The organism is Granulicella paludicola, assembly GCF_025685545.1.
GTDB classification, from domain to species: domain Bacteria; phylum Acidobacteriota; class Terriglobia; order Terriglobales; family Acidobacteriaceae; genus Granulicella; species Granulicella paludicola.
In genome coordinates, this window is sequence record NZ_JAGSYC010000020.1 from 18,484 (window position 1) to 43,980 (window position 25,497).

General features: G+C 61.1%; 19 protein-coding genes. 13 read left to right on the forward strand and 6 right to left on the reverse strand.

Annotated features, from left to right (window positions below; genetic code table 11):
• The first annotated feature begins 109 nt into the window (after nt 1–109).
• The 3 genes from OHL14_RS03280 (at nt 110) to cspE (ending at nt 4,804) form a co-directional block, all read left to right on the forward strand.
• Nucleotides 110–1,984 carry an alpha-amylase family glycosyl hydrolase gene (locus OHL14_RS03280; RefSeq protein ID WP_263377885.1) on the forward strand — a complete coding sequence of 625 codons (1,875 nt, stop codon included), beginning with the start codon at nt 110–112 and terminating at the stop codon, nt 1,982–1,984.
• 39 nt (nt 1,985–2,023) lie between these two features.
• Entirely contained in the window at nt 2,024–4,489 is a 2,466-nt protein-coding gene (locus OHL14_RS03285) for a glycoside hydrolase family 31 protein (protein WP_263377886.1), read from the forward strand.
• A gap of 111 nt (nt 4,490–4,600) precedes the next feature.
• Nucleotides 4,601–4,804, forward strand: coding sequence for a transcription antiterminator/RNA stability regulator CspE (gene cspE / locus OHL14_RS03290; RefSeq protein WP_263377887.1), 204 nt, complete (start codon nt 4,601–4,603; stop codon nt 4,802–4,804).
• Between the two features lie 136 nt (nt 4,805–4,940).
• Here the strand turns inward: cspE and OHL14_RS03295 are convergent, their stop codons facing one another.
• The 3 genes from OHL14_RS03295 to OHL14_RS03305 all read right to left on the reverse strand — a co-directional run bounded on the left by OHL14_RS03295 (nt 4,941) and on the right by OHL14_RS03305 (nt 7,610).
• Nucleotides 4,941–5,411 carry a hypothetical protein gene (locus OHL14_RS03295; protein ID WP_263377888.1) on the reverse strand — a complete coding sequence of 157 codons (471 nt, stop codon included), beginning with the start codon at nt 5,409–5,411 and terminating at the stop codon, nt 4,941–4,943.
• 105 nt (nt 5,412–5,516) lie between these two features.
• Nucleotides 5,517–6,896 carry a sensor histidine kinase gene (locus OHL14_RS03300; RefSeq protein WP_263377889.1) on the reverse strand — a complete coding sequence of 460 codons (1,380 nt, stop codon included), beginning with the start codon at nt 6,894–6,896 and terminating at the stop codon, nt 5,517–5,519.
• A 3-nt stretch (nt 6,897–6,899) separates the two neighbouring features.
• A complete protein-coding gene (locus tag OHL14_RS03305; protein WP_263377890.1) occupies nt 6,900–7,610 on the reverse strand; it encodes a response regulator transcription factor in 711 nt (236 codons plus the stop codon).
• A 301-nt stretch (nt 7,611–7,911) separates the two neighbouring features.
• On the opposite strand from OHL14_RS03305, the gene OHL14_RS03310 reads away from it, so the two are divergent.
• The 4 genes from OHL14_RS03310 to OHL14_RS03325 all read left to right on the forward strand — a co-directional run bounded on the left by OHL14_RS03310 (nt 7,912) and on the right by OHL14_RS03325 (nt 11,815).
• Nucleotides 7,912–10,800, forward strand: a complete 2,889-nt coding sequence (locus OHL14_RS03310) for a TonB-dependent receptor (RefSeq protein ID WP_263377891.1) — start codon at nt 7,912–7,914, stop codon at nt 10,798–10,800.
• Between the two features lie 66 nt (nt 10,801–10,866).
• The gene (locus tag OHL14_RS03315; protein WP_263377892.1) at nt 10,867–11,034 is read left to right on the forward strand and encodes a hypothetical protein; all 168 of its coding nucleotides are present in this window, start codon (nt 10,867–10,869) and stop codon (nt 11,032–11,034) included.
• A 67-nt stretch (nt 11,035–11,101) separates the two neighbouring features.
• Nucleotides 11,102–11,413, forward strand: a complete 312-nt coding sequence (locus tag OHL14_RS03320; RefSeq protein WP_263377893.1) for a DUF3861 domain-containing protein — start codon at nt 11,102–11,104, stop codon at nt 11,411–11,413.
• 18 nt (nt 11,414–11,431) lie between these two features.
• Nucleotides 11,432–11,815: a hypothetical protein gene (locus tag OHL14_RS03325; RefSeq protein ID WP_263377894.1), complete on the forward strand. Its 384-nt coding sequence runs from the start codon at nt 11,432–11,434 to the stop codon at nt 11,813–11,815.
• A gap of 6 nt (nt 11,816–11,821) precedes the next feature.
• On the opposite strand, the gene OHL14_RS03330 is transcribed toward OHL14_RS03325, so the two are convergent.
• Nucleotides 11,822–12,736 (reverse strand): VOC family protein, encoded by a 915-nt coding sequence (locus OHL14_RS03330; RefSeq protein ID WP_263377895.1) that lies wholly within the window; start codon nt 12,734–12,736, stop codon nt 11,822–11,824.
• A 113-nt stretch (nt 12,737–12,849) separates the two neighbouring features.
• Here OHL14_RS03330 and OHL14_RS03335 point away from each other — a divergent pair, with 113 nt between their 5' ends.
• A complete protein-coding gene (locus OHL14_RS03335; protein WP_263377896.1) occupies nt 12,850–13,815 on the forward strand; it encodes a carbohydrate kinase family protein in 966 nt (321 codons plus the stop codon).
• Between the two features lie 210 nt (nt 13,816–14,025).
• Here the strand turns inward: OHL14_RS03335 and OHL14_RS03340 are convergent, their stop codons facing one another.
• Nucleotides 14,026–14,448, reverse strand: coding sequence for an NIPSNAP family protein (locus OHL14_RS03340; RefSeq protein WP_263377897.1), 423 nt, complete (start codon nt 14,446–14,448; stop codon nt 14,026–14,028).
• Nucleotides 14,449–14,797: 349 nt separating this feature from the next.
• Here OHL14_RS03340 and OHL14_RS03345 point away from each other — a divergent pair, with 349 nt between their 5' ends.
• The 5 genes from OHL14_RS03345 to OHL14_RS03365 all read left to right on the forward strand — a co-directional run bounded on the left by OHL14_RS03345 (nt 14,798) and on the right by OHL14_RS03365 (nt 24,385).
• Nucleotides 14,798–18,391 (forward strand): TonB-dependent receptor, encoded by a 3,594-nt coding sequence (locus OHL14_RS03345; RefSeq protein WP_263377898.1) that lies wholly within the window; start codon nt 14,798–14,800, stop codon nt 18,389–18,391.
• Between the two features lie 181 nt (nt 18,392–18,572).
• Nucleotides 18,573–18,878 (forward strand): hypothetical protein, encoded by a 306-nt coding sequence (locus OHL14_RS03350; RefSeq protein ID WP_263377899.1) that lies wholly within the window; start codon nt 18,573–18,575, stop codon nt 18,876–18,878.
• Nucleotides 18,879–18,957: 79 nt separating this feature from the next.
• Entirely contained in the window at nt 18,958–19,566 is a 609-nt protein-coding gene (locus OHL14_RS03355; RefSeq protein WP_263377900.1) for a KdsC family phosphatase, read from the forward strand.
• A gap of 53 nt (nt 19,567–19,619) precedes the next feature.
• Nucleotides 19,620–24,206, forward strand: a complete 4,587-nt coding sequence (locus OHL14_RS03360; protein WP_263377901.1) for a DEAD/DEAH box helicase — start codon at nt 19,620–19,622, stop codon at nt 24,204–24,206.
• Entirely contained in the window at nt 24,203–24,385 is a 183-nt protein-coding gene (locus OHL14_RS03365) for a DUF5522 domain-containing protein (protein WP_263377902.1), read from the forward strand. Before OHL14_RS03360 ends, OHL14_RS03365 begins: the two co-directional genes overlap by 4 nt.
• On the opposite strand, the gene OHL14_RS03370 is transcribed toward OHL14_RS03365, so the two are convergent.
• The gene (locus OHL14_RS03370) at nt 24,386–25,408 is read right to left on the reverse strand and encodes a VWA domain-containing protein (RefSeq protein ID WP_263377903.1); all 1,023 of its coding nucleotides are present in this window, start codon (nt 25,406–25,408) and stop codon (nt 24,386–24,388) included.
• Nucleotides 25,409–25,497: the final 89 nt, after the last annotated feature.

Below are 25,497 nucleotides of genomic sequence, written 5' to 3' on the forward strand. Positions count from 1 at the left end.
CATCGGGGCGCCTTATTTCGCAGCAAAGCTCCGCAGCAACGCCTCGCAGCAATGCTTCGCAGCCACCGCAAAGCCACGCGCTTTGCAGGAACGAGTCAGGGAATTGACGATGTCGTATTTTGGGCGGGAACTCGTTTGGGGGCTGGTTCTTGCCAGCTGTTGCACCATCGCACACGCTGAACTTCCAGCCGACTGTCACACCCACACCTCTGCTGCTCCGGCTCCGCACATCTGCAAGATCGATCCGCCCAACTGGTGGCCCGCCATGCCCGCGCCTATGCTTCTCGCCTATGGCGAAGGCCTCGACACGGCACAGTTCACCCTCAGCGACACCAACCTTCATCTTCAAAAAGTAGGGCACTCCGCCAACGGACACTACGCACAGCTTTGGCTTGCCGAAGACCCGTCGAAGCCCCAGACTATTCAGATCCGAGTAAAGAACAAGTCAGGCTCCACCGAAATCTCCTACACCTTCGCGCCCCGCCGCGCCGCGAGCGACGGCTTCGCAGGCTTCTCCTCCGCGGACGTTATGTACCTCATCATGCCCGATCGCTTTGCCGACGGTGACCCCGCCAACGATGGCCCCGATCACGCAGACGAGCTCGCAAAACCCCGCGGCTGGCATGGCGGAGACTTGCGCGGCATCACGCAGCATCTCGACTACCTCCAGCAACTCGGCATCACCACCGTCTGGATCACCCCCGTCGAAGAGAATCACGAGCCGCAGAGCTATCACGGCTACGGCGCTACCGACCTCTATCGCATTGACGAGCACTTCGGCAACCTCGACGACCTCAAGGCCCTCGCAACCGCTCTGCACGCGCGCCACATGAAGCTCGTTCTCGATCGCGTGCCCAATCACATCGGCCCCGCGCACCCTTGGGTCAACGACAGCCCCGACCCCACCTGGTTCCACGGCACGCTCGCGCAGCACGATAAAGCCCAGGGAGAATTCGCTCCCATCACCGACCCTCACGCTCCCTGGCGCGACCAGAAGGACATCACGCAGGGCTGGTTCGCCAACGTACTGCCCGACCTCAATCAGGAAGACCCCGCCGTCGAGCGCTACCTCATCCAGAACACCATGTGGTGGGTTGAGCAAGCGGGAGTCGACGGCCTCCGCCTCGACACCTTCCCCTATGTCGGCCGCGCTTTCTGGCACGACTTCCACGCCGAACTCCACGCCACATACCCGCATCTCACCAGCGTCGGCGAAGTCTTCAACGGCGATCCCACCATCACCTCTACCTTCGCCGCTGGCGTCACGCGCACGGGTGTCGATACCGGCCTCGACACACCCTTCGACTTCCCCAGCTACTTTGCTCTCCGTGAGGTCTTTCTCAAAGACGCGCCCATGTCCAAGCTCGCCGAAGTCCTTCGCCTCGACAACCTCTTCCCGCACCCCGAGCGTCTTGTCCCGTTCCTCGGCAACCACGACACCAGCCGCTTCATGAACGATCCCGCCGCCACCCTGGCGAAGCTGCAACTCGCGTTCACCGTGCTCACCACCATGCGCGGTATGCCCCAGATCTACTCCGGCGACGAACTCGCCATGCGTGGTGGCGACGACCCCGACGACCGTCGCGACTTTCCCGGTGGCTTTACGCCTGCCTCGCACGATGCCTTCCAGTCGCAGGGCCGCACGCCTGAAGAAGCACAGGCGTACAACTCCCTGCAGAAGCTGCTCCAACTTCGCAGCACGACACCCGCTCTGCAGCACGGCACCGAGCAGCTGCTCTCCGTCGATAAAGATGTCATGGTTTATGCGCGTGTGTTAGAAAGTTCCGCGGGCACGCAGCGTGTGCTCATCGCCGTCAACAAAAGCAAGTCAGGGCAGGACCTCTCCGTGATCACGTCTGAAACCACACTCGCAGGCCTCACCCATGCGCAGCTCCTGCTCGGCGATGGCACCCTAACGCTCCAGCCGAACCTGCTCAAGCTTCACCTCGGCTCCGAATCGGCAGTCATCTTCAACCTGAACTAGGCCCTGCACTCATTACTGTCCTTGAACGGAGCTCTCCGCATGAACGTCTCTCAAGCCTCTTTTCTTATTTGTTCTCTGTTGCTGTCGTCTGCGTGTTCGCAAGCCGAGACTTCTACTAACTCACATCACACCGACTCCGGCATCGAGGTCTCCGACCAGACCGATACCCTGCGTGTCGACGCGCTTCGCGACGACGTACTCCGCGTCCGTCTCTATCCCCTCGGCCATCCAGCAGAGGACGCCTCCTGGGCTGTACTCCCGCAGGCACGCACCGCGCACATCGCCGTCACCTCCTCCGACGATGGCTTCAAGACCTCCGCGCTTGCCGTGCACATCGGCTCCGACCTCAAGCTCACCGTGACCGATCTCGCAGGCCACATCTTGCAGTCCGACGCCGCCCCCATCGCCCGCGACGGCGCAGGCTTCCACATCAACAAGATTAAGTCCCCCGAAGATCACTTCTTCGGCCTCGGCGATAAGCCCGGACCGCTCGACCGCGCCGGTGAATCCTTCGTCATGTGGAACACCGACAACTTCGGCTGGCAGGAATCCACCGACCCCATCTACAAGTCCATTCCGTTCTTCCTCGAGATGCATGAAGGTCGCACCCTTGGCGTCCTCTTCGATAACACCTTCCGCACCTGGTTCGACTTTGGCCACGAGCGCACCGACCGTTACACCTTCGGCGCTCCCGGCGGCCCGGTCGACTACTACCTCCTCTATGGCCCTGAGCCGAAGCACGTCGTCGAAACCTACGCCTGGCTCACCGGCCCCACGCCGCTGCCGCCCCTCTGGGCTCTGGGCTATCAGCAGTCGCGCTACAGCTACACCCCACGAGCACGTCTCGAAGAGGTCGCCGCACGCCTCCGCGCCGACCAAATCCCCACCGATGTCCTTTGGCTCGACATCGACTTCCAGGAAAAGAATCGCCCCTTCACCGTCGATCCGCAGACCTTCCCTGATTTCCCCGGCCTCATTCACAAGATGACCGCCGAGCACTTCCACACCATCGTCATCACCGACCTCCACATCGCCCATCTGCCCAACCAGGGCTACGCCCCTTACGACTCCGGCGAAGCAGGCGATCGCTTCGTCAAGCTCCACGGTCAGGAATACGTCGGCACCGTCTGGCCCGGCCCTTCCGTCTTTCCTGACTTCACGCAGAAGAGCACCCGCGACTGGTGGGGCACCCTCTACAAGCAGTTCGACGCCGATGGCGTAGCCGGCTTCTGGAACGACATGAACGAACCCGCCGTCTTCACCTACCCCACCAAGACCATGCCCGACGATGTACAGCATCGCATCGACGAGCCCGGCTTCGTCAAACGCACCGCGCCCCACACCGAGATCCACAACGTCTACGGCATGGAAAACTCCCGCGCCACCTGGGACGGCCAACTCGCGCTGCGCCCCAACGTGCGTCCCTTCGTGATGACCCGCGCCAGCTATGCGGGCGGCCAGCGATACGCCTCCACATGGACTGGCGACAACTCCTCCACCTGGAACCACCTGCGTCAGACGACGCCGCAGCTGCTCAACCTCGGCCTCAGCGGCTTCGCCATGTCCGGTGCTGACGTTGGCGGCTTTGCTGGCTCACCGTCTCCCGCCTTACTTACCAGCTGGCTCATGCTCTCAGCCTTCCAGCCCATCGACCGCGATCACTCCGCCAAGGGCACCCGCGATCATGAGCCCTGGGTCGATGGCCCCGAGCAGGAAGCAATCCGCCGCCGCTACATCGAAGAACGCTATCGCCTCATGCCCTACCTTTACACCACCGCGGAGGAGACCTCGCGCGACGGCCTACCCATCGTGCGACCGCTGTTCCTAGAGTTCCCGCACGCCACCTCCGACAACCATCCGCTCGATAGCGACGCCCCGGGCGAGTTCTTCTTCGGCCCCAGCATACTCGTCGCCGCCTCGCCCTCACCCGATGAGGTCGCCCCCTACGAGGTCCATCTCCCTCAGGGCATCTGGTACGACTACTGGACCGGCGAAAAGCTCGATCGCCGCGTCGCCGTCGGCGCTCGCGATCTCGAAATCCGCGACGCAGCCAACAATGGCCCCAGGCCCGTCATGGTCCAGCCCAAAGAAGGGGAGCTGCCCGTCTACGTCAAAGGCGGCAGCATCGTCCCCATGGCTCCGCTCGTGCAATCCACCGAGGAGCGCCCCGTCGGCCCACTCACCCTCCGCGTCTTTCCCGGCGACAACTGCGAAGGTACCGTCTACCAGGACGACGGCGTAAGCTACGACTTCCGCAAGGGAAGCTTCTTCCGCCAGCACTTCACCTGCAGCGTCGCGGCCGATGGCGCCGTCACCGTCTCGATGGCCAAACCCGAAGGCAGCTTCAGGCCGTGGTGGACCTCTCTCCGCATCGAACTCGTCGGCCGCAAAACCTCAGGCACCGAGAAGACCGGCCGCAACCAGCCCATCACTGCAACCCCTCTGGGTTCGGCCGTCACTGTTACCAACGCAGAGTCCGTCACCTTTCCCGTAGCCGCAAACTAGATTTGTCGATTGTGTGCATCCCGAAGGCTCGCCCATTCAAATTGGGCGGGCCTTCGGCGCAAATCTTGATGTCTTCGTCTCTCTTATCCCTTATTCGCGCTATACTTCCGCATGGCTACCGGCACAGTTAAATGGTTCAACGACTCTAAAGGCTTCGGCTTCATCACACCTGACGACGGCGGCGAAGACCTCTTCGCTCACTTTTCAGCTATACAGTCCAGCGGCTTCAAGTCGCTTCAGGAAGGCCAAAAGGTCCAGTTCGACGTTACACAGGGCCCCAAAGGCAAGCAGGCTTCGAACATCCAGTCTGCGTAGTCGTTGACCGACCACGTCCTCGCACGAGCAGACTTTGCCGCGCGCTCTAAACTTCTGTGCCTTCGGCCAAAACATCGAACGGCCCTGTCTCTCGTTGAGAGACAGGGCCGTTTCATTTGCAGATGCTGACTAAGTTTTAGTGGTGTCCGCCGCCACCACCACCGTGGAAGCCGCCGCCGCCACCGCCGTGGAATCCAGGTAACGCGTGTTCCCCTCCGCCACCATGCGGAGCCTCGCCGATATGGCCTCGGCCATCACGAGCCTCGTTGCCTTGGAAGTGGTTGAAGGGTTGAGCGCCGCGACCGGGAAGGGGACCGTGGTACCCGTAATGCGGGTCATAGCGATTGTCCACGTGGCCATAGAACCCGCGAGGACCATGGAACCAGGGACCGGCTCCGATAAAGAGGCCGCCGCCATCGAACCAGTCCGGACCGTAATAGCCATATGGAGCACAATCATAGGGTGCGTAGTCGAAGTAGCCGTAAGGGCAGACCGGCGCGACGCCTCCGACTCCGATACCTACGGAGATTTGCGCAGGAGCCTTCGCGCTCGGAATGAGCACAGCGGCTGCGATAGCGGAAAATACAAGCGGTTTCCAAATGGACATAACGTTCATCTCCTTGTCCCACTCTTTGTGAGATGCGCCGTCGGCTCACATTGTTGTGTCGTACAGCGCACGTATTCCTTATACGACATAAACGTCAACGGTTCCCTAGCATTCTGCCGGAAACAGCATCTGGATCGACGTCCCTCCACCTACCCGGTTTATTGCTTTCAGCGTGCCACCATGGAGCCGCACCGCGCGTTCCGTAATCGCCAGCCCCACACCGAACCCGCCGGTTGAGGTGCTGCGCGCCATATCCACGCGATAGAACGGTCGGAAGATGTGCTCCAGCTCCGCCTCAGGAATCCCCGGCCCGTGGTCGCTCACCTCCACCATCACCATCGCCGACTGCACGTCCTGCGCCAAGCGGATCGTCACCTGGGACCCAGCCGCTGTATAGCGAATCGCATTGCGCACCACGTTCTCAATCGCCCGATGCAGCAACTCCCAGTCGCCGCGAATCGTCGCCGTCTTCTCCTGCTCCAGCACCACCGAGCACGGCCGTTGCTGCGCCTCGTAATCCGCATCCGGCAGTATCTGCTCGCACAGCTCGTTTAGTGACAGCGTTTCGAACGTCGATGTCCGCTCCGTCGCCTCCAGCGAAGACAGCGTCAGCAGCTGCCCGATCAGCAGGTTCAGTCGCTCCGTCTCGCGCTCGATCCGGCCAAGATGTTCTTCCAACTCCGGCGCGGAGTCGTCCCGCGCCAGCTCCAGCGCCACACTCAGCCTCGCCAGCGGAGACCGCAGCTCGTGCGACACATCCCGCAGTAACAGCCTCTGTGCCGCCACCAGAGACTCCAGCCGCTCCGCCATGTGATTGAAGTCGTGCGCCAGTCCTTGGAACTCGTCCGCATGCTTCCCACTCGCAGGCGGTGCCACCTGCTCCACGCGAGCACTCAGATTCCCGCCCGCCAGCTCTCTCGCCGCTTTGCGCAGCCGCACCAGCGGTCGCGTAAACAGCAGCACCAGCACAAACGTCGTCAGTCCACCCACCGCAAGCGCCACCGGAATCTGCGGAAACGCAAAGTGCAAAATGTCATGCCAAGGCGTGGGTGGCCTCGCTGTGGATGTTGAAGGCGGCTGAAACCACGCATACCAATAACTCACCCCATTGCTTGCCATCGCGGGGATGAACCAGACATAGCTTTTGTCCAGTGCTCGTCCTTCTATCCGATGCGGTGAGTGTGGATGCACGCCTTGCAAAGAGTCAGCTCCCGGCGTCTGGCACAGCGGCTCGCCATCGAGTCTCAGCAGCGCCGCTCCCGCAGGCTCGTTACGTGCTGCATTGTTGTTGAAACCGATGCACCCACCCGCCTCATACGCATCCAGCGCCAGCCGTGCGTCGTTATGGAAGTGGCTGTCCAGCGCATCCCCCACCGTGTTGTGGTTCGGAAACCGCTGGCTCACAATCAGCGCCGTCGAGATGATGTAAATCATGCTCTGCGCCAGCCAGAAAATCGCAAAGATCTTGAAGAATAATCCGCGCATCGCCTAGCTCCTTCCGCCCGCAGCCGACCTGCGCAGCACCAGTTGATATCCCGTGCCGCGCACCGTCTTCACGCGTTCGTCGCCGCCGCCATCGCCCGCCAGCTTCTTCCGTAACCGGCTCACATGCATGTCGAGACTGCGATCGAAAGGGCTGAACTTGCGTCCCAGCACCTCTTCCGCCAGCCCTTCGCGCTCCACCACCTTGCCCGGAGAGCGCATCAGCACCTCCAGCAGCGTGAACTCCACATCTGTCAGCTCGATCGGCTCGCGGTCCATCGTCACCGTCCGTGCTGCCGGATCAAGCACCAGATCCTCCACCACCAGCGCCGTCGATCCACCCGCAGTCGCAGGCACTACGCCGCGCCGCCGAATCGCCCGTATCCGCGCCAGCAGTTCCCGCGCATTGAACGGCTTGGCCAGATAATCATCCGCGCCCATCTCCAGCCCCACGATGCGGTCCACATCTTCGCCGCGCGCCGTCAGCAGCAGCACACTGTCGGTCGAACTCATCCGCAGCTGCTTCAACACCTCGAAGCCATCCATCCCTGGCAGCATCACGTCCAGCAGGATCATCGGCCAGTTGCGGCTGCGTGCCGTCTCCAGTCCCGTATCGCCGCGATGCACAGCAATCACGCGTAGTTCGTAGCGCGCCAGATACTCGGTCAGCATCTCGCACAGCTCCATATCGTCATCGATCAGCAGTATGTCTTCCATCGTGTCCTCGAGTATCGCGTTGCCAACTTCGCTTTGAAGTAGCGCATTGCTAGCTTTGCTTTGAAGGGGCGGGGCTTCAGCCCCGCCATCAAACCGCTACCAGACATCGGGCTTTAGCCCCGGAGGGAAGGCATGGCAAGACTCTTTCTGCGTAATACTACTGCCCAACCCCTCCCTCCGCGCGTAATGATTGGTCACAACCCTCGTGACAATTCGTTACACAGCGTTACGCAATGTAACCGCACTCCCTCTGCGCCTGCGCGACTCTGGAGAAGCTCCCCTCGAGCGCAAGGGAATCATCATGAAGAAATCTGTTCGCCGCCTGGTACTCAACGCTTTGCTGTCACTCTCTGCCTTCGCCCCCGGCGCTTCTGCGATCGCACAGTCAGCCACTGGCATCGTCAGGGGCTCAGTCACTGACCCCTCGGGTGCCCTCGTTCCGCAGGCCAGCATCACCATCTTTAACACCAGCGGCTTCTCGCGCAAACTTACCAGTAGTGCCACCGGTGCCTTCGATATCCCTCGCCTCGTCCCCGGCCGTTACTCGCTCTCCATCACCGCCAAAGGCTTCGGGGCCGCGCAGGTAGACGATGTCGAAGTCTTCGGCGACAAGGTGACGCCCGAAACCGTCAAGCTCGATATCTCCGTGGAATCCGAAGTCCAGGTCACCGCAGAAAATCCCGGCCTCACCACCAGCCCCGATGACAACGCGAATTCCCTAGTCATCAAGGACAAGGACCTCGCCGCTCTCTCTGACGATCCCGACGATCTCCAGAACGAGCTCACGGCTCTCGCCGGTCCGTCCGCTGGCCCTAGTGGCGCGCAGATATACATCGACGGCTTCACCGGCGGCCAGCTTCCCCCCAAGAGCTCCATCCGGGAAATCCGCATCAACAAAAATCCGTTCTCCGCACAGTACGACAAGCTCGGTTACGGTCGCATCGAAATCCTCACCAAGCCCGGCACCGACAAGCTCCACGCCTCGTTCATGTTCAACGGCAATGACAGCGCCTTCAACTCGCTCAACCCGCTCGTCACCAGCGAGCCCGCTTACTACTCCACCTTCCTCAATGCCAGCGCCAGCGGCTCGCTCAACAAATCGTCGTCATGGTTCGTCAGCGCCTTCCGTCGCGATAACCAGGCCAACGCCATCGTCGCTGCCACCATCGCCGACGCCCTCAACAACCCCGTCGCCTACAACACCGCCGTCGCCAATCCGCAGACGCGCCTTGACCTCAGCCCGCGCTTCGATTTCCAGCTCGGCGCAAGCAACACCCTCAGCGTCCGCTACCAGTTCGACCGCGTCTCCTCCAGCAACAACGGCGTTACCGGCCTCTCGCTGCAGCAGCAGGCCTACAGCACCCTCAACTACGAGAACACCGTCCAGATCAGCGACACGCAGATTCTCAGCTCGAAGATTGTCAACGATCTCCGCTTTCAGTACACCGCTGACCGCGATACCCAGACCCCCAACAACACCACGCCCACGATCACCGTGCAGGGTGACTTCGTCAACGGCGGCAATAACAACGGTCTCGTTCAGGACAACCTCGACAAGTACGAGCTGCAGGACTACGTCACCGCCGCCGAAGGCAAGCACGCTCTCAACTTCGGCACCCGTCTTCGCCTCACCCACGAGGTCAACACCACGCGCTCCGGCTTCAACGGCAACTTCATCTACAGCTCCTCCACCGCCGCAGGCTCCACCACCACCGCTCTGCAGGCCTACAACCAGGGCAACGGCACTCCCTCCGAATACGACGTCACCGTCGGCACGCCCACCGCTCGCGTTAACCTCTTCGATGCCGCCCTCTTCTTCCAGGACGACTGGACCGTGCGCCCCAACCTCACCTTCAGCTACGGTGTCCGGTACGAATCGCAGAACCGCATCAGCGATCATGCTGACTTCGCTCCGCGCTTCGCTCTCTCCTGGGCACCCGCCGCGCGCAACGGCAAGAAGGCCAGCACCGTCTTCCGCGCTGGCTACGGCTGGTTCTACGATCGCTTCTCACCCACCTACGTCCTCGATGCCATCCACCAGAACGGCGTCAACCAGACCTCCTACGTCCTCAAGAACCCCGGCTTCAACAGCGGTACACCCACCGCCGCGCAGCTCGCTCTCAGCACCGCGTCGCCCACGCTCTACTCCGTCGACCCGCACTTGCACGCCTCCACCAACATGGAAGCCGCCGTCGGCGTCGATCACTCCTTCGGCAAGGCCGTCACGCTCTCCGCCACCTACGTCAACTCGCGCGGCATCCATCAGTACAACAGCGACAACACCAACGCCTACCTCGACTACAACAGCACCACCGACACCGGCATCCGCCCCAACGGCATCAACGAGAACATCTACCAGTTCCAGTCTGGCGGTGTTTATAACCAGAACCAGCTGATGCTCAACTACTCTGTCCGTGCCAAGAAGCTCTCACTCTTCGGCTTTTATCAGCTTGGCTTCGCCAAGTCCGACACCTCCGGCGCCAGCTACTTCGGCTCCAATCCCACCAACCTCAGTGCTGACTACGGCCGCGCCAGCTTCGATGTTCGCAACCGCTTCCTCATCGGCGGAAACTACATCGCCCCCTTCGGCATCTCGCTCAGTCCGTTTCTCGTCACCAACTCCGGCTCCCCCTTCAACATCACCATCGGTAACGACCTCAACGGCGACAACCAGTACAACGATCGCCCCTCCTACGCCACGGCCACCAGCACCGACACTATCGCCACCTCGTACGGCACCTTCAATCTCGACCCCGGCGCCACGGCCAAGCGCATCGCCTACAATCTTGGCACCGCACCCGCTGAGTTCAGCATGAACCTCCGCGTCGCCAAGACCATCGGCATCGGTCCCCGCGTCGCAGGCGGAGCCGGTGGCACCAACGGCGGTGGTCCTGGCGGCCCCGGCGGCGGACCTCCGGGAGGCGGTCGTGGTGGCCCCGGCGGAGGTCTCGGCCCCGGCGGCCTTAGTGGCAACAACGGCCCGCCGCGCCTCGATCAGCTCGCCCCCCGCAAGTACGCCCTCACCTTCTCTGTCATGAGCCGCAACATCTTCAACCACGTCAGCTACGCTGCCCCCAACGCTGTGCTCGACTCTGGCGCCTTCGGCAAGTACCAGTCCATCGCCGGCGGCTTCTTCGGCTCCGCAGCCTCCAACCGCAGCATCGACCTGCAGGCCTCCTTTAGCTTCTAACGTAAGCCGCCCTGCCTGTCCTCCCCGACAGGCAGGGCGTCACCGCACACGCCGCGAGGAACTCCCGTGACACCATCCCGCCCCTACCGCCTCATCGTCAAGCCTGTGAACCACCGCGCCCTCGCCATCATCGCGCTCGCTCACCTCGTCCTCTTTCAGCTCTTCCTCTTCGCCAATACTGACTACGCGATCGCCGAATCCATCCGCGGCTTCTGCCATAACGTTTTGCGATAAGTTACGATCACTTCTTTCTCATCCAAAGCCGCGGCCGCATCATCCAATCTCCATCAAGGAGTTGCGCATGTATCGCTACCGCATTACCGTTGAAATGCTCTCGCCCGAACCCGCCACGTCGGCACCTCTGAAGTTCGAAACCGAAAATCACGACGACATCATCGCCATCGCGAACCGCATGAACGGACGCTTCGATCTCGACGAGGAGTCGGCAAAATCCATGGCCATCGGCATGAAGCTCTTCAGCGAAATCATCCTCAAGAACCGTACCCGCGAACCCTTCATCACCATTCGACCCGCCATCGCCGACTTCATCAAGGCCGTCAAAGCCGCCCGCCCCACGGAGCCATCCGAAGCCGAAGAAAGCAGCATCCAATAACGGGGAGGCTCTTCGCTCATGCGTTCTATCTCGCATCTCCTCGCCGCTGCATTCTTCCTCGTCGGATTCACGGCCCACGCTCAGAAATCCGCTCCGCCGCCTGCAGCCGTGCCGCCTCCGCAGACACAAACACAGATGCCCGCTAACACCGCTCCCAGCGCGAAAGCAGACGTCGGTCACGGTGCCGGAGATATCGGCAAAGGCGCTGGTGGAGCCGCAGGCAACGTCGCGAAGGGAACGGGCAAAGGTGCCGTCGACCTCGTCACACTCCACCCCGTCAACGCGGTCGGCAACGTCGGCAAAGGCGTAGGCGTCGGAGCCAAAGACGCAGGCGTAGGCGCAGCCAAAGGCACCGGCAAAATCCTCAAGGGCACCGGCAAAGGCATCAAGCACATCTTTTGATTCTGCCTACTTCGTCGGCGCCTCTGCCGTTGGCACTGAGCAGCAAGACTTCATCACCGGCTGAAACTCCATCAACTCCACTCGAGTTCCATCCGGATCGTAAAAGTTCGCCTGCCACTTCCCGTCCTTGCCCATCTGCGGGCCATCATGCCGAGGGCTCAGCCGGTCCTCCCGATAGAGCGTCGTCACCGCTGCCTCCATATTTGGCACGCCCAGCGAGAAGTGGTTCATCACGCCCAACGACCGCGCATCCACCTTGTCCACCGGCGTGTCCGATCCCTCGCCCACCATCATGTACTCCACCCAGTCGTGCCCATCCGGAACCTGCAAGGAGATCCAGTCCACCTTGTCCGGCTGCGACCCGCCATACCAGTACGGACGGAACCCTAGCACCTCGCGATAGAACCTGTCCTCCGCCGCCTTGCTCTTCACCATGTAGCCAACATGGATGATCCGCGAACTGATCGGGGTCGTCGTCACCGCGCTCTGCCCACCCTGCACAAACTCCACGCGATTGCCTTCGGGGTCGTTCACTGCAAACCACCGGCTGCCATCGCTGGCTCGCTTCACCTCGCTGGCCCCGGCAAAACCATGCGCGCCCAGATACTTCCGCAGTGCCTCGGCATCTGCCGTGCTGAACGCCACACAGCTCTGCCGACTCAGGCCCTGCTCCTTCGGCAGCGGCAGCATCTCCACAAACTGTGTCGGGCTGAACGCATAGCGCACACCTTGCGCATCAAGGGGATCGGCGCTCCGGCTCGCTCCCAGCACATGCGCATAAAAGTGCTCACTCGCCGCCGCATCGCTTGCATACACGCACATGTGCGAAATGCCGGTAATTGCCGGGCGCTGTTGCGCGCCAGCACGCATTCCAATCCCAGCTACTGCAAAGCCGAACGCAAGCCGAATCCATGTCTTCATGGGAGAACTCCTCTTCGCGCCACCGTGGCAACGCATTTTCACTCGCGAAAACACTAGCATGGTCAACCGTTCGAAGTCCCCAACGCAAGCCGCTCAAACGTTACAATGAATTAATGCAGCAACACCCCGCGCAAGTCGACCTCGTCGGCGTCGGCCTCAATGCAACCGATACGGTGATCCCTCTCACCGAGTTTCCCGCCTGCGGTTCCAAGGTCGCCTACACCTCAGAGAGCGTCATGCCCGGAGGACAGGTCGCCTCGACCGTCGTCGCCTGCCAGATCTGGGGCCTGCGGACGCGCTATGTGGGAAAGCTAGGTGACGATGAAGCCGGTCGCCTGCACCGCTCCGAGTTCGACCGCCTCGGCGTCGACGCACGCATAGTCGAAGCTCCCGGCGCAGCCTCTGCGAAGTCCCTCATCCTCGTTAACTGGGACGGCGAGCGCACCGTGCTCAACCGCAAAGATCCGCTCATCGCGTTGCGTCCCGAGGAGCTCGATCGGAGCTGGATCACTTCTGCTCGCGCTCTGCACGTCGATGGTTATGACACAGCCGCGGCGACGACTGCTGCGCGTTGGGCGCGTGAAGCGAATATTCCTGTCATCGCCGACCTTGATGAGATCTACGATGGCGTCGAAGAGCTGCTCTCGAACATCGATTATTTGATCGTCAGCAAAGACTTTCCTGGACGCTTGATGGGCGACAACGATCCTGAGCGCGCGCTGCGCAATATGCAGACACGTTATGGAGCTCGTCTCACGGCGACTACGCTTGGTCCTGATGGTGTTCTTGCGTGGGATGGGAAGAAGCTGCATCATCGGCCCGCTTACTGTGTTCCTGTCGTCGATACGACTGGCGCTGGCGATATCTTCCACGCGGGCTTTATTTACGCGCTTCTGCAGGACTGGCCGCTTGGCCGCCAGCTGGATTTCTCCTGCGCGGCGGCTGCGATGAACTGCACAGCGCAGGGAGCGCGGGGAAGCATTCAGGCGGTTGCGGCTATCGAAGCTCTAATGGCCTCAACTCCCCGGTACGAACCCACCCCCCCCCTCCCCCCCATACTTTTGCACTCAAAGTCTTGATCCGAAGCGGGTTAGGTCTGGATTCAGAGGTTCGGAAGTCTTCCTAAAGGAGAAACCGGCTGCCGGACGCATTGAAGCTCCAACAGCCGGTTTCTATTTCTCTCTCTATTTCTATTATAGCGGGTTGAATGGAGTGAACATGCAACTCTATTCTGTTTAGAATGAATATGTTGCAGGATAAAGGGCTTGACAAGCCCGGACCCTCAGCTGCTAGATGGCTGTCGAAAAGTCCGTCAGCGTCATGAATGTCGATTCGTGCAGCTTCACGAACGGCCCATCCTTTTCGCTCTCCGTCTTGATAGCCACCCACTCCGGATCAGACGAAAAAGCTTTCCAGCTGGCGTCCGCCGCGGCCCGGCTCTTGTGGCGCATAAGGTAGATCAGCGTTCGCCCTGCCAGGGGTTCATCGGTGGGGACCCAGTACGCGACCGGATGCATGCCGTGCCGCACAAAGATCTCTCGTTCCTTGCCGCGGAACCGCGCCAGGATCAGCGGCTGCTTCCCTTCGTTCAGGTGGTAGGTGCGGAGTTCATAGACGGTCTCCGGACCTACGCCTTCCTGGGCAGAAGCCCCCAGCGTGCCCATTGCTAAAGCCATTGCAGCAGCTCCTTTTAGTGCATCTCTACGATCCATGCCTCACGCTCCTCACATCCAGATACTTCCGTTTGCAAACGCGACCATGCTATCAAGACGCTCGGGCCAATGGACGGCATTCTTCGCGCCGCGACAGGATTAGCTCGTATCCAGCCATAGTCTGTTGCGACGTATGTCGCGTTACGCACCTCTATGGCGTGACGTAGAGCCAACGCAGGGGCGTCGTTGGAATGACGCATACACGTGTAATTTTCATGAATTTTTATTTGGCACGATACGTGCTTCGTCCTGTTCATTCACGTTAGTTCTCTTAATGGATAGCGAATAGCAACCTCGTTGACTATCCCTTCCATCGAGACGCGACCGAATCACGAGGAGCTTTTCACGTATGTTGTCTTTCCGTCGAAGTGCCATGACGATCCTTGCCATTCTGGCCATCTCTGCAAGTGCTGCCTTTGCGCAGGCAAACATCAGTGGCAGCCTGCACGGCACCATTGTTGACTCCACGGGAGCGGCGCTGCCCAACAGCACGGCCACCCTCACGTCCGTAGATACGGGCGTTGCTTACAAGGGCGCCGTCAATGCGCAGGGCGAGTATCTCTTCTCCGCTGTGGCGCCCGGCAAGTATGTTCTCGTGGTCGATGCACCTGGCTTCTCCGAGGCCAAGTTCAGCAACGTCGTGGTCGATCTGAACCAGGCTGAAGTCCTGCCGGTCAAGATGGCTGTAGGCGATGCCGGCACTGCGATTGAAGTCTCCACAGAGAGCGAAAGCGTGGTCACCACCAACACCAGCGTCACGGGTGTGTTTACGGCGAAGGAGATCACGACCCTCCCGTTGAACGGTCGCGACTACCAGAACCTTCTCTATCTTTCGCCCGGTGTGACGCGCGCTGCAGGTGGCGAAGGTCAGGGTTCGGGCGTTGTTGCTGCCGGTACGCGTGCCACCAACAACAACTATCTGATCGACGGTGCGGACAATAATGATCCGGTCGTTCCGTCCGGCGCAGCCGGCGGCGCCAGCGGTGAGATCGGTCCCGTGCCGCTCGACGAGGTCGCGGAGTTCACGGTCATCGCGACCAACGGCTCGGCTGAGTTCGGTCGTTCTTCCGGCGCGGTCATCAACGTCGTCACCAAGGGCGGTACCAACAAGATCCACGGCACGCTCTTCGAGTTCATCCGTAACCCCAAGTTCAATACCCGCCAGTGGTTCGATCCGCTCGGCTTCAAGAGCGCGTTCAAGCAGAACGACTTTGGTGGACGCTTCGGCATTCCGCTCATCAAGGACAAGCTGTTCATGGCCGGTGCCTATGAAGGCTACCGCCAGCGTGCGGGTGGTTCGACCACCGAGTTCATTCCGTCGGCTGAGTTGATTAACACCATTACCAATCCCACCTTCAGGCAGTACCTCACTGGCTTCTTCGGTTCCGTTTCCAACGGCGGCACACCGATCACGGCGGCCAACTACTCGCAGTCCGGCATCGGCTCGCTCAGCCAGGGTCGCAAGTACACGAACAACCTGGATGGCGACACAGGCTTTGTGCGCTTCGACTACGTCTGGTCGCAGCGTCACCAGAGCTTCGTGACGGGCAGCATCCTGGACGGCAACTACGGCGGTGCGAACTCCGCAACGGTTCCGTACTCCGGATACGGCGAAACGCTTCGTCCGTATCACTTCGTCGGCGGCGATAACTTCGCTTTCTCGCCGAACCTTTTGAACACCTTCCGTCTTGCAGTCCAGCGGACGGCCTACCAGTTTCCGGGCGAGCATGCCTCGGCAGCCATCCTCGCGGCCGGTACGGCGCGTACCGCCGGACCTTACGCTGGTCTTGCCTATCTGGACAACATCGGCAGTGCAAATGGCGTTCCCACGGTCAGCGACACGGCGGGCATCTTCAGCGCGGCTGGCACGCCCTCCAACTTCCCGCAGGGACGTGCTACCAACGTCAGCGCTCTCTCGGATTCGTTCACGATCGAGAAGGGCAAGCACGAGATCAAGTTCGGCGGCGAGCTGACCTACATTCAGGAGAACGGCATCTTCTCGAACGCTATCCGTCCGTCGGTCTCGATTCTGGACAGCGGTGGCACGGGCTTCGCGGCCTTCGACGCGGGTACTCTCAACACCCAGTCGCAGTACTTCTATCTGAATCCGGCTGGCACCTCCAACCGCGGTTTCCGTCAGCTTGAGCAGGGCTACTTCGTGCAGGACAGCTGGCACGCTACCGCTCGTCTTACGCTAGAGGCGGGTCTTCGTTATGACCTGTATCCTGCGTTCAGCGAGATCCATAACTATCTTGGCAACGCATTCCTGCTGGATTCGAACAACAACCCACAGTGGTGCACCTCGCTGCCAGTCGGTTCTGCTGCCATGTCCAACGTGGTGCTGTTGAACCCAGCGGCCTACGGACATAAGGCGATCTGCAACGATAAGAACAACGTGGCTCCTCGCGTTGGCTTCTCCTACGATGTCACGGGCAAGGGCAAGACCGTTCTCCGCGGTGGATGGGGTTTCTTCTACGACCGCATCTTCGATAACGTCTTCGGCAACAGCCGCTTCAATGCTCCTGCCGTGGCTCCTATTATTCTCAACACAGGCGCGTTCGATGGGACCCAGGCTATCGGCGCGATCAACCCGACGCAGGTGTACACCGGCACGATCCTCGATCCGCACCTTCGCACCCCGTACACGCAGCACTTCAACCTGACGGTCTCGCAGGAGCTGGATAAGGCTACCTCGTTGACGGTCGCGTACGTCGGCTCCATCGGTACCAAGCTGTTTGCCACGGAAAACCCGAACTACGGTTCGAGCTTCCCGGATGCCTTCCGTCCGACCAACGGCCCGAATGTGGCTGCTGGAGTAGGCGGAGCCTTCAGCCCACGCTCAGCGAACGATATCGCAGCCGGAATCATCCGTCCGCCGTTCGGCAACCTCAGCCTGCGTACGTCGAATGCCAGCTCGAACTTCCATTCGTTGGAGGTCACGCTCAAGCGCCGCACCCAGTTCGGTCTGTCCGGGCAGGTGGCTTACACCTACGCTCACAGCATGGACAATATCTCGGACGAGATCGCGGGCGGCACCGACTCTCCCAGCCCGCAGTCGACGGTCGATAACCTGCTTGCTCCTTACCTTGCTCCGGGTTCGCCGTGCCCCACGACGCAGGTCTCGGCGGCCACTCTGACTGCAGCGACGATCACCTCGGCGGCTACTTACCTGGGTGCTACGCAGTGTGCCAGTGGCAACACTGCTCTCACCGCGAACACCGCTCCGAACTACTTCATCGCCAACTACGTGAAGTTCCGTCCCATTGGATACAACTATGGCGACTCCGGCTTCGACGTTCGTCAGCGCATTGCGACCAGTGTTCTGTACGCGCTTCCTTTCGGACGCGGCAAGATGATCGGTCACGATGTGAATGGGTTCGTGGATGAGATCATCGGTGGCTGGAACCTCAGCAGCACGATCGACTTCCAGACGGGAACGCCGTTCCTCATCAACTCCGGCGTGGATTCGAACCGCGACGGTACAGTGAACGATCGTGCTTTCCTGCTGACTCCTGGTTCGCCTCGCAACCCGAAGCTGGTCAAAAACAGCCCGCTCTTCGGCTTCCCCAACGTCAGCCGCTTCCAGTGCTCGGTCACAGCACCCACGGGTACGAACCTGACCAAGACCTGTGCAGATGGCTCCACCACGATCACGTTCGGTGAAGGCCTCGGCAACATCAACCCTGTCAACACGCTTCACCGCGGTTCGTTCCGCGAGCCCGGTATCTTCAACTGGGACGCAGAGATCTTCAAGAACTTCAAGGTGAAGAGCTACGGCAATCTGCGGTTCAGTGCGGATGGCTTCAACGTCCTCAACCGTGCCAACTTCGGAACGTCGGGTGCGACGCTTACGTCGAGCAGCTTCTCTCGTTCGTCGTCAGCCCGCGCGATCAACAACACGGTATCGCGTCAGTTCCAGTTCGCTCTCAAGTACGAGTTCTAACTGCAGCTTGCTTGAACCGAGCAGGGGCGCCGATCGGCGCCCCTGCTTTTCTTTGCGTGTAAGTCTCATCATTGCCACATCAGCAGACTTTTTTCATCGCACAGCACAACTTTCACCTTCAACCTTGCGTCTGCGTATGTGTGTTGCGCAACACGACATCGCTGCAAGGAGTTAGAAAGCCATGAAAAAGCAGATTTTGATCGCAACCGCCGGTCTTGCTATCACGCTCGGCACTGCACTCGCCAACGCTCAGTTCGTTGTCCGCATCGGACCTCCGCCTCCGCGTCCCGTTGAAGTCGTCCCGCCGCCTCCGCCTGAGCACCGCGATTGGGCCTGGCACGCTGGCTACCATGAGTGGGATGGCGGCGCCTATCGGTGGCACCCTGGGTACTATGTCGAACCACCACATCCACATGCCCGCTGGGTCGATGGACACTGGGCCCACCGCGGCGGTGGCTACGTCTGGGTAGAAGGTCACTGGCGGTAAGGTTGAACGCTCTCTCTTGATCCACAAACAGGAAGCAGCTCAGGCTGCTTCCTGTTTCGCTTCCAGATATCATCACTACATGTCTGAATCTCTCTCTGCAGCCGACCGCGCGCGCCGCATCAAGGTTCTCCTCTATGACGTAGATGGAGTGCTGACGAATGGCGACATTACGATTATTCCGACCAGCGAACCTGGAGCTGAGAAGCTCACCGGCGTCGAGGTCAAGAGCTTCTCCGCGCACGATGGCATGGGCATTTCCATTGCGCGGCTGGCAGGCCTAAAGATCGGATGGGTCACCAAGCGGCAGTCGCAGGTGGTGGCGATTCGTGCGCGCGATCTGAAGATTGACCATGTGTACCAGGGGCAGCATGACAAGCGCGAGGCGCTCGACAAGGTGCTGCTGGACGAGCAGTGCACGTTGGAGGAGATTGCGTACGTCGGCGACGACATCATTGACCTGCCGGTAATGCGCAAAGTCGGCTTGGCGATCGCTGTAGCGAATGCCCGCAAGCAGGTGAAGGACGTCGCCCACTACATTACCCCCATGCGCGGTGGGGAGGGCGCCGGGCGGGATGCGATCGACTTCCTGCTGGAGTCGCGGGGGATCCTCGAGGAGACCATCGAGCGCTACCTCACGCCAAACAGCGCCGAAGCGAAGTCGGCCGATATCGGCGTTGGCAATATGTAAACTGCACCAAAGTCAGGGCGAACAAAGCACGAACCTCGCGCTACAATCGCAGCATGGCTGCAGCCGCTGCATCGCCGGAACTCCTCACGCACCCCGCGCTTGCCTGGGCGCATCCTGTGGTGCAGGAGTGGTTCCTTGCGAATTTCGGCTCGCCCACGGAACCGCAGATCGCTGGCTGGCCTGCGATCCTGCTCGGCGACCCGACGTTGATTTCGGCGCCTACCGGTTCCGGCAAGACGCTGACCGCCTTTCTCGTCTGCATCGATACGCTGTTGCGTAAGGCGCTTGACGGCAGCCTCGCAGCGCAAACCGAGGTCGTCTACGTTTCCCCGCTTAAGGCGCTCTCGAACGATGTGCAGAAGAACCTCGACGGTCCTCTCGCCGAGATTCAGCAACTCGCCGGGCAGCGTGGCTATCTCTGCCCGCAGATCCGCACCGGCGTTCGCACTGGAGACACGCCGACGAAAGACCGCGCGGCGATGCTTCGGCAGCCGCCGCACATTCTTGTCACCACGCCCGAATCGCTGTACATCCTGCTCACTGCGGGTAAGTCGCGGCAGAACCTCACGCGTGTCCGCACCGTCATCGTCGATGAAATTCACGCGATCGCCGATGACAAACGCGGCGCGCATCTGGCACTGTCGCTCGAACGGCTTGATGCTCTCGTCTGCGGCGAAAATCGGTTATCTCCGGGGACGTTTCTCACCGGGCTTGCTACGCCGCCGCAACGCATCGGGCTTTCTGCGACGCAGAACCCCATCGACCTCGTTGCCAACTTTTTGACAGGCGTAGTGGGAAGTCGCCAGCCAGCTACCATCATCCAGGTTGGGCAGCGGCGTACGCTGGATCTCGCGATTGAAGTGCCTTCCGACGAACTTGGCTCGATTACCACGAGCGCCATGTGGCAGGAGATTTTCGACAAGCTGGCAGCGCTCACCGAGCATCATCGCTCCACGCTCGTCTTCGTGAACACCCGCAAGCTCGTCGAGCGCATCAGCTTCGAACTCAGCAACCGGCTTGGTGAAGAGGTTGTCGCAGGGCATCACGGCTCGCTGTCGCGCACGCTGAGGCTGGATGCCGAGCAGAGACTGAAGCGCGGGGAGATCAAGATTCTCGTCGCGACGGCTTCCCTTGAACTCGGCATCGACATCGGCACCGTCGATCTCGTCTGCCAGATCGCCACGACGCGCGCCGTCGCCGTTGCGATGCAGCGCGTCGGTCGTGCTGGTCATTGGCGTGGAGCGATTCCGAAGGGTCGTTTCTTCGCCACGACCCGCGATGACCTGATGGAGCAGGCCGCTCTGCTGCGCAAGATGGTCGCCGGCGAGCTCGATCAACTCGAAGTGCCAGAGCTTCCTGTTGACGTGCTGATGCAGCAGATCGTCGCAGCCTGCGGTGCCGAGTCATGGGATGAGATCACGCTTTACAACGTCGTGCGCCGCGCGTGGCCCTTCCGCAACCTGTCCTTTGAAGAGTACGAAAAGCTGCTGGCACTCCTGCACAATGGCATCGAAAGCTCGCGCGGACGCTACGGTGCCTATCTGCTTCGCGACCGCGTCCAAGGCCAGCTGCACGCTCGTCGCGGCGCTCGCATGATCGCGATAGGCAATGGCGGGGCGATACCTGACACCGCGATCTTCGCCGTGATGCTGCAGCCGGAGAATGTGCAGATCGCCACACTCGATGAACACTTCGCCGTCGACTCATCCCCTGGCGACGTGATCCTGCTCGGCAACACAAGCTGGCGTATCCAGCGTGTTGAAGCTGCTGGGAGGGTTCTCGTCGAAGACGCTCACGGCGCGCCACCGAGCATTCCTTTCTGGGAGGGCGAAGCGCCGCAGCGCACCAGTGTGCTCTCCGATGGCGTCGGTGATCTTCGTTCAGAGATCGATGTTCGCACGCGCAACGTCGCACCCACAGCGGTCCGCACGACGAATCCCGAAGTCGCTGCGTGCATCACGTGGCTCAAGGAAAACTGTTACGTCTGCGACTCGGCCGCACTGCAGCTGATTACTTACATCGTTGGAGGGCGGGCTGCGCTGGGCGCTGTGCCGACGAAGACGACCATCATCGCTGAACGCTTCTTCGACGAAGGTGGAGGCCAGCAGCTCATCCTGCATGCGCCGTTCGGCGGTCGTCTCAACAAGGCGTGGGGACTCGCGCTGCGCAAGCGGTTCTGTCGCGGATTCAACTTCGAGCTGCAGGCTGCGGCGACCGACAACGGCATCAACATCTCGCTCGCCGAGCAGCACAGCTTTCCGCTCTCCGATGTCTTCCACTTCCTCACCGAGCACACTGCGAAGGACCTGCTCGAACAGGCGTGTATTCCATCGCCGCTCTTCAAGAACCGGTGGCGCTGGGCTGCGGGTCGCAGCCTCCAGCTGCTGCGCATGCAGAAGGGCAAACGCGTCGCTCCACAGATTCAGCGCTCGCGCTCGGATGATCTGCTCGCCAGCGTCTTTCCGCACGCCTCGGCCTGCCCTGAGACGATGACCGGAGACATTCAGATTCCGGATCATCCACTTGTGAACGAGGTGATGAAGGATACACTCACGGAGGCAATGGACATCGAAGGCCTGTTGGAGGTCTTGCGCGGCATCGCATCGGGAGCGATTCGCACCCTCGCAGTCGATACGCCCGTACCTTCGCTCTTCGCACACGAACTTGTAAACGCGATGCCGTATGCGTATCTCGACGAAGCCGGTGCGGAAGAGCGCCGAGCGCGTTCGACCTCGCTGCGGCGCGCTTTGCCCGACGCTGTCAGCGAAGGAGCTGGCCGCATCGATGCCGCTGCCATCGCCACTGTGCGCGAGCAGCTTTGGCCTGATGTTCGCGACGAGCATGAGCTTCACGACCTGCTGCTTTCTCTCGTCGCTCTGCCTCTTGACTGGCTTGCAGCGCAAGCAGGTAAAGGCGACACAACGCACTGGCAGCTCCTCTTTGAACGCCTGGCGCAGCAGCAGCGCGCGCACTGCGTCGAGATCGACGGCCTGCCGATGTGGCTCGCGAGTGAACGCCTTTCTGACGCCGCCCATCTCTGGCCGGAGGCATCTTTGCCTGCGTCGCTCGTCGTGCCTGAGGCCAAAGCGATCGTGCTCGGCGGCACAGAAGATCGTCCCGCACAGACGTTCAGCGCGCGTGATACGGCGACGACTACGCTTGTGCAGGGCTGGCTGCAGCTACTCGGCCCCACAACGGCGACGGAGCTTGGCGCGATCACACACCTGCATCCTCGCTCTCTGCATCAGGCCTTCCTTGCGATGGAGATGCAGGGCATCGCGATGCGCGGTGTCTTTGAACATGCGAAGCCCGCAGACGATCAGCCGCTGGCCATCGAGTGGTGTGAACGCCGCATCCTGCAGCGCATCCATCGGCTCACGCTTAGCACGCTGCGGAAGTCCGTCGAGCCTGCAACGCCCGCGATCTTCATGCGCTGGCTTCTCGACTGGCATCATCTCGCGCCGCAGACGCAGCTTACCGGCGAAGAAGGCGTCCTCGCCGCTATTGAGCAGCTCGAAGGCTTTGAAGCGCCGGCTGTTGAATGGGAGCGCACGCTGCTGCCTGCGCGTGTGGCGAACTACGATCCGCAATGGCTGGATAATTTGTGCCTAGCTGGTGTGATCGGCTGGGGACGCATCTCGCCGCATCCGGCGTGGAGCGCGAAGGAAGCGTCCGCGCCGCGTCGTGTGATTCCGACGAGCGCCGCGCCGATCACGTTCTATCTGCGCGAGTCCTCCGAGTGGCTGCATGCAGCTCTCGCCGCAAAGTCCGTGGATGAGACGGTGCTCGCACAGTCGCTCTCGGCGGAGGCTCAAACTATCCGCGCCTTGCTTGCACGCAGCGGGGCCGCCTTTACCGCCGACCTGCAGCGTGTCTCCGGCCTGACGAAGCTGCAGACCTGCACGGCGCTTTGGGAGCTCGCAACCGCGGGTCTTGCTTCGGCTGATGGCTTCGATCAACTGCGCGCCTTGATGGATCCTCGCCGCAAGTCGGCGACCACGGAGCAGAAGCCCGCGACGAGTCTGCGGAAGCGAGCTGCCGCACGAACGACGGCTGGCCGCTGGTCGCTGTTGATCGAATCCGAGGCACCTACGGCGCAGATGGATCCTCAGCAGAAGGCGATCGCGGAGGCTCGTCGCAACGATACGGCTCTCGATGCCCAGGCGCGGATTCTGCTCTGCCGCTACGGTGTGCTCTTCCGCGATCTGCTGGCGCGTGAATCGAACGCTCCGAAGTGGCGCGATCTCGTGCCTATCCTGCGCAGGCTTGAAGCCCGTGGAGAGATTCGCGGCGGTCGCTTTGTCAGCGGTCCCTTTGGTGAACAGTACGCGCTGCCCGAAGCCTCCGATGCGATCCGAGAAGCGCGCAAGCGTTACGCCTCGTCGACCGAAACGCAGGCAATCTCTATTGCAGGAACTGATCCACTGAACCTTGTGGGCATCCTTGTGCCGGGCGAGCGAGTTGCTGCGACGCCGGGCAATCAGGTGCTGTTTCTCAATGGCTGCGCGGTGCAGGACGATCTCGTGCCGACTCCGCCGAAGAAGTCGACGCGCGCCCGCAACATCGCCGATCTGCTCCGCAACGAAGCTCTCACGCCGCGCGCAGCTGCAACGCCCGTTACGCAGAGTCTTTTCCAATGAGCCAAGAGATCAAGCCCGATGGACCGAAGCCTGCACCCGGTGAAGCTCCCCAGGTCGCAGTCGAGCTGCAACCCGGAGACTTCTACATGGAAGGTCCTTACATGGTCTTCACTGCGGCCTACCATCTGCGTCGCGGCTACTGCTGTAACTCGGACTGCCGTCACTGCCCTTACAAGTAACTAGGGTCGCGAATAGTAACCGTCACGCGTCCGCACTCCGCTGCCTGCAACCTTTACCTGCAGCTGATGAAACTCTTCAGGATGATCGCTTGGCGCTGGCTCGAACGACAGCTCATAGTAGTGGTCTGCATCCGCCGTGCACTGCTGGATCATGCCGCCCACATCGCTCGTATTCAGCACCAGACCGCCGCTTTGTACCGCCAGCACCTGCAGCCCTATATTGCCGAGCTGCGCGTCGCCGGGCTTCTTCACTCCGCTGATGAAAGCCTCATAGTAGTTGGAGCGATTGAGGGACTCACTGGCTCCCCAGCTGTTGAGGCTGTAGAGCGTGATGTTAGCCTCGCGCAGCTGCGTGGAGAAGCTGACGACAGATTGATAGATGCTGCGCTGTTGATTGCCGCTCAGTTCTACTTCCGGTCCGGAGAGCAGCGGCCAGCCTGGCGAAAGCCAGAGCAGCAGCTTGCGCCCTGGCTGCTTCGCTTCAGCGCCGATCAACTGCTTGAGCGCATTGAGCGAGATCGTCATGCGGTCGGACGCGCCGTAGAATCCCTGATCGCGGCCAATTACGCGCAGTCCGATGTCGTAATGCTTGAGAGAGTCCGCAAGCTCCATTCCGTTGCGCGTCGCCTTCGGCGTGATCTCCAGAGATTTGTCTGTGAGCACCGCGATGCGGGTGGGATAGGCAAGCATGCCTTCGTGGCTGCGCAGATACTTATCGATCTGGTCGCGCTGATAGCCCAAGGCCGTGTATGGCGTGTTCACCGCATCCACTACGAGGATGACCTCGGCTTGATCCGTCTGGTTGTTCGCCGCACGTACCAAGGTGATCGGACGCGGTGTTTTGTTGTCGAGCAGCGTGAAGTCCTGAGGGCGAAGCTCGCTCTCGCCTTTTACCTGGACGTCGAGATGAATCTGCTTGTTCTGCGGGCCTGCAGCCTGAGTACTGGTTTGGGCCGTAAGGGTTGCAGAGGGTAGAAGAGCTACCGCGAGAGAGAGAAGACCGAGAGACAGACGTGTACGCATGATGAATCCTCAGAGGCCGGAATGCCGCGGGTAAGTCACCTCGGCCTTTCGGGTCTAAGGATTTAGATGCGTTATGGCGTGTTGCGACG

Coding starts and splice junctions, on each gene's coding strand:
- OHL14_RS03280 (WP_263377885.1), top strand. CDS start 110: ATGTCGTATTTTGGGCGGGAACTCGTTTGGGGGCTGGTTCTTGCCAGC.
- OHL14_RS03285 (WP_263377886.1), top strand. CDS start 2,024: ATGAACGTCTCTCAAGCCTCTTTTCTTATTTGTTCTCTGTTGCTGTCG.
- cspE (WP_263377887.1), top strand. CDS start 4,601: ATGGCTACCGGCACAGTTAAATGGTTCAACGACTCTAAAGGCTTCGGC.
- OHL14_RS03295 (WP_263377888.1), bottom strand. CDS start 5,411: ATGTCCATTTGGAAACCGCTTGTATTTTCCGCTATCGCAGCCGCTGTG.
- OHL14_RS03300 (WP_263377889.1), bottom strand. CDS start 6,896: ATGCGCGGATTATTCTTCAAGATCTTTGCGATTTTCTGGCTGGCGCAG.
- OHL14_RS03305 (WP_263377890.1), bottom strand. CDS start 7,610: ATGGAAGACATACTGCTGATCGATGACGATATGGAGCTGTGCGAGATG.
- OHL14_RS03310 (WP_263377891.1), top strand. CDS start 7,912: ATGAAGAAATCTGTTCGCCGCCTGGTACTCAACGCTTTGCTGTCACTC.
- OHL14_RS03320 (WP_263377893.1), top strand. CDS start 11,102: ATGTATCGCTACCGCATTACCGTTGAAATGCTCTCGCCCGAACCCGCC.
- OHL14_RS03325 (WP_263377894.1), top strand. CDS start 11,432: ATGCGTTCTATCTCGCATCTCCTCGCCGCTGCATTCTTCCTCGTCGGA.
- OHL14_RS03330 (WP_263377895.1), bottom strand. CDS start 12,736: ATGAAGACATGGATTCGGCTTGCGTTCGGCTTTGCAGTAGCTGGGATT.
- OHL14_RS03335 (WP_263377896.1), top strand. CDS start 12,850: ATGCAGCAACACCCCGCGCAAGTCGACCTCGTCGGCGTCGGCCTCAAT.
- OHL14_RS03340 (WP_263377897.1), bottom strand. CDS start 14,448: ATGGATCGTAGAGATGCACTAAAAGGAGCTGCTGCAATGGCTTTAGCA.
- OHL14_RS03345 (WP_263377898.1), top strand. CDS start 14,798: ATGTTGTCTTTCCGTCGAAGTGCCATGACGATCCTTGCCATTCTGGCC.
- OHL14_RS03350 (WP_263377899.1), top strand. CDS start 18,573: ATGAAAAAGCAGATTTTGATCGCAACCGCCGGTCTTGCTATCACGCTC.
- OHL14_RS03355 (WP_263377900.1), top strand. CDS start 18,958: ATGTCTGAATCTCTCTCTGCAGCCGACCGCGCGCGCCGCATCAAGGTT.
- OHL14_RS03360 (WP_263377901.1), top strand. CDS start 19,620: ATGGCTGCAGCCGCTGCATCGCCGGAACTCCTCACGCACCCCGCGCTT.
- OHL14_RS03365 (WP_263377902.1), top strand. CDS start 24,203: ATGAGCCAAGAGATCAAGCCCGATGGACCGAAGCCTGCACCCGGTGAA.
- OHL14_RS03370 (WP_263377903.1), bottom strand. CDS start 25,408: ATGCGTACACGTCTGTCTCTCGGTCTTCTCTCTCTCGCGGTAGCTCTT.